The organism is Stappia sp. P2PMeth1 (assembly GCF_900185735.1).
Lineage (GTDB): Bacteria > Pseudomonadota > Alphaproteobacteria > Rhizobiales > Stappiaceae > Stappia.
On sequence record NZ_FYAW01000059.1, the window covers coordinates 73,169 to 79,178 of the forward strand.

Annotated in this window: 8 protein-coding genes; all 8 read left to right on the forward strand. The window is 65.1% G+C overall.

The annotated features are described in order from the left end of the window. The first annotated feature begins 546 nt into the window (after window positions 1–546). Window positions 547–768 (forward strand): transposase, encoded by a 222-nt coding sequence (locus P2PM1_RS24200; protein WP_244301626.1) that lies wholly within the window; start codon window positions 547–549, stop codon window positions 766–768. 22 nt (window positions 769–790) lie between these two features. After that, window positions 791–1,195 (forward strand): transposase, encoded by a 405-nt coding sequence (locus P2PM1_RS24205; RefSeq protein ID WP_144706539.1) that lies wholly within the window; start codon window positions 791–793, stop codon window positions 1,193–1,195. After that, window positions 1,192–1,539 carry an IS66 family insertion sequence element accessory protein TnpB gene (tnpB, locus tag P2PM1_RS24210; protein WP_186400866.1) on the forward strand — a complete coding sequence of 116 codons (348 nt, stop codon included), beginning with the start codon at window positions 1,192–1,194 and terminating at the stop codon, window positions 1,537–1,539. The genes P2PM1_RS24205 and tnpB (P2PM1_RS24210) overlap by 4 nt, the downstream gene beginning before the upstream one ends. Window positions 1,540–1,632: 93 nt before the next feature. Continuing rightward, window positions 1,633–3,213: an IS66 family transposase gene (locus P2PM1_RS24215; RefSeq protein ID WP_186400880.1), complete on the forward strand. Its 1,581-nt coding sequence runs from the start codon at window positions 1,633–1,635 to the stop codon at window positions 3,211–3,213. Continuing rightward, the gene (locus P2PM1_RS24220) at window positions 3,210–3,827 is read left to right on the forward strand and encodes a plasmid pRiA4b ORF-3 family protein (RefSeq protein WP_186400867.1); all 618 of its coding nucleotides are present in this window, start codon (window positions 3,210–3,212) and stop codon (window positions 3,825–3,827) included. Before P2PM1_RS24215 ends, P2PM1_RS24220 begins: the two co-directional genes overlap by 4 nt. Then, the gene (locus P2PM1_RS24225; protein ID WP_186400868.1) at window positions 3,827–4,087 is read left to right on the forward strand and encodes an IS66 family insertion sequence element accessory protein TnpB; all 261 of its coding nucleotides are present in this window, start codon (window positions 3,827–3,829) and stop codon (window positions 4,085–4,087) included. The genes P2PM1_RS24220 and P2PM1_RS24225 overlap by 1 nt, the downstream gene beginning before the upstream one ends. Continuing rightward, window positions 4,084–4,428, forward strand: a complete 345-nt coding sequence (gene tnpB, locus P2PM1_RS24230; protein ID WP_186400869.1) for an IS66 family insertion sequence element accessory protein TnpB — start codon at window positions 4,084–4,086, stop codon at window positions 4,426–4,428. Before P2PM1_RS24225 ends, tnpB (P2PM1_RS24230) begins: the two co-directional genes overlap by 4 nt. A 72-nt stretch (window positions 4,429–4,500) precedes the next feature. Continuing rightward, window positions 4,501–6,010: IS66 family transposase (locus P2PM1_RS24235; protein WP_244301623.1), on the forward strand; the 1,510-nt coding region annotated here is incomplete at its 3' end.

Genomic DNA, 6,010 nt, shown 5'->3' on the forward strand with positions numbered 1-6,010 from the left:
GGATCTTCTGATGCAGACCCATCTACTTCAGGGAGCAGGAATGGTTCTGCTGCTCCCGCCTAGATGTTTGGTCCCGGCGTCATCGCCTCTTCCAGTATCCGAGCCTTGGCTTCGTCCGACCAGCGACGGCGAGGGACAGCAGGGCTGACATCAAGACGGTCCGGCACCGCCTCGATGCGATATAGTTGATGATATAGACAGCGCTCGTCAGCGCATCGCGGCGAAGCTGTCATCGAGATATTGCGCGAGGGCGATACCTTGGGTTGTATCCCCCCCGCAAATTACAGCCGGCGAAGACGCTGAGCGAAGCCTGACCAAGTGTTAGGACCTGCCGATCGCTGGGGCCCTTTCCGGTATCATCGGGACGGGCCGAAGTTGCGACGAAGCGGGTCCTGCCGGGCAGGACTGAGTTTGGGATGTTCAAATTGATTAGGAGTGGTTCCTTGGTAAGCGCCAAGCGGACCCCACATGGCGGGCTTGGGCATGAGGGCGTAGAAACATGGAGTTTGCCGACAAATGTCGGTGTCAATTTCTGTGTCTGCGACTATGCGTGATGATAGAAGTTTCCATGTGCTCGAGGCGGTCCCGGATCGCCTGGAAGGTGCTCCGCGATGCGTTCGACGGGAGTGGTCCGAGGCTTTCAAGGTTCGGCTCGTGGCCGAGACATTGGTGCCGGGGACGAATGTCTCGGCGATCGCGCGGCGGGAAGGCAGTACCCCTCCGGTGAAGGCCGCCTTGCGGGCTGAGGGCGAACGTCGGAAGTCCTAGGGATAATCCTAGGAGTAGCCCTATGACGATGCCGCGAGTGGAGGTGATCACGTCGGTCGAGAGACGCCGCCGCTGGTCGCGTGAGGAGAAGGAGCGCCTGGTCGCGGCGTCGCTTGAGCCTGGCGTGTCGGTTTCGGAAGTCGCGCGATCGGCGGGCATTCACGTCAGCCAGCTCTTTCGATGGCGCAAGGAGCTGTGCGATCGGGTCGATACCGGTTCATCGCAATTGGTCCCGGTCGAGATCGTTCCTGCCGCTGCCATACCGCCCGCCGTTGAGGCGGCGGTGCCATCGGCGTCTCCCGGCCGCAGTCGCCGCAAGAGCGGCATCATCGAGATCGAGCTTGGCGGCGGGCGCCGTGTCCGTGTCGATCGCGACGTGGATGCCGAGGCGCTGCGGCGCGTGCTGGACGCGCTCGGGTCCCGATGATTCCGGTTCCGAGCGGCGTGCGGGTGTGGCTGGCGACTGGCCACACCGACATGAGGAAGGGCTTTCCGGGCCTGGCGCTGGTGGTGCAGGAGACGCTGAAGCGTGATCCGCACAATGGTCACCTGTTCGTCTTCCGCGGCCGCCGCGGCGATCGGATCAAGGTTCTGTGGCACGACGGCCAGGGCGCCTGCCTGTTCTCGAAGAAGCTCGAGCGCGGCCGCTTCATCTGGCCGTCGCCGGCCGACGGCGCGGTCACGATCACGCCGGCCCAACTCGGCTATCTGCTCGAAGGCATTGACTGGCGCATGCCGCAAAAGACCTGGCGGCCGACGGCGACAGGCTGACGATTTTGGCCTTGCACATGGTGGTGGATATGATTCCATCGCCCTGTGTCCACCGCTGAATCGCTCCCTTCCGACCTCGCCGCCGCCCACGCGATGATCCTCGCGGAGCGCGCCGCGCGCGTCGAGGCCGAAGCGCTTGCCGCCCGTGCGGCGGCGGCCAGCTCCGGGACCGAGGCGCTGATTGCAAGACTGAAGCTGGAGATCGAGAAGCTCAGGCGCGAGCTCTACGGCAGCCGCTCGGAGCGCAAGGCCAGGCTGCTCGAGCAGATGGAGTTGCAGCTCGAGGATCTGGAGGCGAACGCAACCGAAGACGAACTGGCGGCGGAGCACGCGTCGCGCGCCACGACGGTGAAGTCGTTCGAGCGTCGTCGTCCATCGCGCAAGCCGTTCCCGGAGCACCTGCCGCGCGAGCGCGTCGTGATCGCCGCTCCCGAGAGCTGCGCTTGCTGCGGCTCGACCAGGCTGTCGAAGCTGGGCGAGGACGTCACCGAGACGCTGGAGGTGATCCCGCGCCAGTGGAAGGTGATCCAGACGGTGCGCGAGAAGTTCTCGTGCCGGCAGTGCGAGGCGATCAGCCAGCCGCCGGCGCCGTTCCACGTGACGCCGCGCGGCTTCGCCGGCCCGAACCTGCTTGCCATGGTGCTGTTCGAGAAGTTCGGCCAGCACCAGCCGCTGAACCGGCAGAGTGAGCGCTATGCCCGCGAGGGCGTCGATCTGAGCCTGTCGACGCTGGCCGATCAGGTCGGCGCGTGCGCGGCGGTGCTGCGTCCGCTTCACGCCCTGATCGAAGACCATGTGCTGAAGGCAGAGCGGCTTCACGGCGACGACACCACGGTGCCGATCCTGGCGAAAGGCAAGACGACCACCGGCCGGGCCTGGGTCTATGTCCGCGACGATCGCCCCTTCGGCGGGGCATCACCACCGGCAGCCCTGTTCTACGCATCGCGCGACCGGTCGGGCGATCATCCCGAGCGGCACCTGAAGCAGTTCAACGGCATTCTGCAGGCCGATGCCTATGCCGGCTACAACGGGCTCTACCTCCCCGACCGGAAGCCCGGACCGGTGACGGAGGCGCTCTGCTGGAGCCATGCACGGCGCAAGTTCTTCGTGCTTGCCGACATCGCCGCCAATGCGCGTCGGGGAAAAACCGCGCCGCCGATCTCACCGATCGCCTTCGAGGCCGTCAAACGCATTGATCTGCTATTCGACATTGAGCGCGACATCAACGGACTGCCCACGGAGGAGCGCCTCGCCATCAGGTCGGAGCGGAGCGCGCCGCTGGTCGCCGAGTTGGAAGAGTGGATACGTGACGAGCGGGCCAAGCTGTCGCGTCACGCGCCCACCGCACAGGCTATAGACTACATGCTCAGGCGCTGGGAGGGGTTCAGCCGTTTCCTCGCAGACGGGCGCATCTGCCTGACCAACAATGCTGCCGAGCGGGCGCTGCGCGGTCTCGCCCTCGGCAGAAAGTCCTGGCTCTTCGCCGGTTCCGAACGAGGTGCCGAGCGTGCGGCCGTCATGTATACCCTCATCGGCACGGCAAAGCTCAACGATGTCGACCCGCAGGCTTGGCTCGCCGATGTGCTCGCCCGCATCGCCGATACGCCGCAGGGCCGGCTGAGTGATCTCTTGCCGTGGAACTGGACGGCGCAATCTGCAAGACTGGTGGCATGAGCCACGCCGATCGCATCGCCCGCATCATGATCCACCTCGATGACTGGCAACCCGCCATATGGCGGCGCGCCGAGGTGCCGCTGACGGCAACGCTCAAGGCCTTGCACGACGTCATCCAGGCGGCAATGCCGTTCGACGACTATCACCTGTTCGAGTTCCGCGCCGACGGAAAGCGCTACGCCATTCCCGATCCCGAATGGGACAGCCTGCGCGACAGAACCTACTCGGCGAAGACGACGCGGCTCGGAGCGCTGGTCGATCGCGGCATCACGCAACTGGCCTACACCTACGACTTCGGTGACGACTGGCGGCACACGATCACCATCGAGGCAATCGCCGACGCCGATCCCGCTGTCGAGTATCCCCACTACATCGACGGTGCCGGCCGCGCGCCACCCGAAGATGTCGGCGGCATCCCCGGCTTCGAATTGTTCCTCGACGCGATCACCAATTCCAAACACGAGCAGCATCGCGAACTCAAACGCTGGCACGGCCGCCCGTTCGATCCCGCACATGCTGCTGAAGACGAAATCCAGACCCGGATCAAAAAGCTCGCCAGACGCCGCGCTCTCGGCAAGGCCGGCTTCGAGAAAAGCCGCAGTCAGGCGCGCTGATGATCCGAGGCGGCTGCGGTCCTCGCCGGAGGCTTACGGAAGGCATCGCGCCGTCGCAGCTGTTCGGCTGGCGCCGCCAGGCGATCCGCAACGGAACCGTGACCCCGCCCGAGACTGAGGGAGGTCCGCGTTTCGTCGAGGTCGACACCGCCGGGTCTTCCATGATCGAGATCGTCCTGGAAGGTGCGGTGGTGCGCGTCGGGTCGGACGTGCCGGAAGCGCATTTGCGGCGGGTGATCCGGGCGCTGCGATCGGCATGATTCCGAGCGGCACGAAGGTGTTCCTGGCGAGCCACCCGGTCGACTTCCGCAAGGGGCCGGACGGCTTGATGGCGCTGGTTCGCGATGCTGGTGCCGATCCCTTCAACGGGGCTCTCTATGTCTTCCGCGCCAAGCGGGCCGACAGGATCAAGATCGTCTGGTGGGACGGCAGCGGACTTTGCCTCTTTGCCAAGCGACTGGAGAAGGCGCAGTTCTGCTGGCCGCGGATCGGTCACAGCCGGGTGCAACTCAATCAGGCGCAACTGCTGGCATTAGTCGACGGGCTGGACTGGAAAAGGGTTCGCCCGGTGCTGGTGAAGCGGCCGCAATCGGCCGGCTGAACACGCTGCGGCAGAGTGAATCAGCGGGCCGAATGAGCAGGCATTTTGCGGCAGAATATGCTTTGTTCGGCCATGTCCCCGGTTCCTGCAGATCTTCCCGATGACGTGGATGCACTCAAGGCGATGATCCTCGCCATGGCGCGGAAATCGGCTGCGGCCGACGCCGAGATCGCGGATCTGAAGGCGCGCAATGCGACTGCCGACGAGCGCATCGAGCGGCTGACGTCGATCATCAGGATGCTGGAGCGGGCGCGCTACGGCAAACGCTCCGAGAAGCTCAGGCTCGATCCGCTGAATGAGGAGCAACAGGCCTTCGTCTTCGACGAGATCGAAACCGGGCTTGCGGCGATCCAGGCGGAACAGGACAAGAGCAAGACCAGGGCCGAGCGTTCCCGGCCGCCGCGACTGCGCAAGGGCTTCGCGGCTCATCTGGAGCGGATCGAGGTGGTGATCGAGCCGGAGGTTCCGGCCGGCTGCGAAGGGCTCGAGAGGGTCAGAATCGGCGAGGACGTCAGCGAACGCCTCGACGTCACGCCGGCGAAGTTCCGGGTGATTGTCACGCGCCGGCCCAAATATGCCTATTGCGGCCGCGACGGCGTTATCCAGGCTCCGGCTCCGGCCTACCTGATCGAAGCCGGCATTGCGACCGAGGCACTTCTGGCGCAGATCGCTGTCGCCAAATATGCCGACGGACTGCCGCTCTATCGCCAGGAAGCCATCTATGCCCGCGACGGGGTCGAACTCGATCGCTCGCTGATGGCCCAGTGGATGGGCCGTATCGGCTTCGAACTCGGCCCCTTGGCCGACGCCATCCTTGCCCGCATCAAGCAGGGCGAGCGCATCTTCGCCGACGAGACGACGCTGCCGACCCTGGCCCCTGGATCGGGCAAGGTGAAGACCGCATGGCTGTGGGCTTATGCCCGCGACGACACGCCCTTCGGCGGAAGCGCGCCGCCGATGGTTGCCTACCGCTTCGAGGACAGCCGCGGCGGTGATTGCATCGCGCGTCACCTGGCAGGCTATCGCGGCATCCTGCAGGTTGACGGCTATGCCGCCTACAATCGGCTTGCCAAGGGCGAGGGCGCAAATGACGCTGTCATGCTCGCGGGGTGCTGGAGCCATGTCCGCCGGAAGTTCTTCGAGCTTCATGCCAATGAGAGTTCGCCCTTTGCCACGCGCACGGTCGAGGCCATGGCGCCGCTCTGGCAGATCGAAGAGGACATACGCGGACAAGGGGCCGACCAGCGCTGCGCGGTCCGCCAGGAACGTTCGCTCGCCATCGTGCACGATCTCTTCGCAGCCTGGGAACGCGAGTTGCCCCGCCTGTCGGGGAAATCGAAGCTTGCCGAGGCGATCCGCTATGCCATCGGTCGCCGAACGGCGCTGGAGCGCTTCATCGCCGACGGACGCATCGAGATCGACTCCAACATCGTCGAGCGGACAATCCGCCCGATGGCGAGTGCTGAGTCATTATGCCCCTCTTCTTCAACTATCTGGAAACATTCGCATTTGCTTCTGGTCGCCTCCGTGACACGGACGCCCGTTCCGCCTGAGGGTCTTCAGGACGGGGTCGGATTCGAGA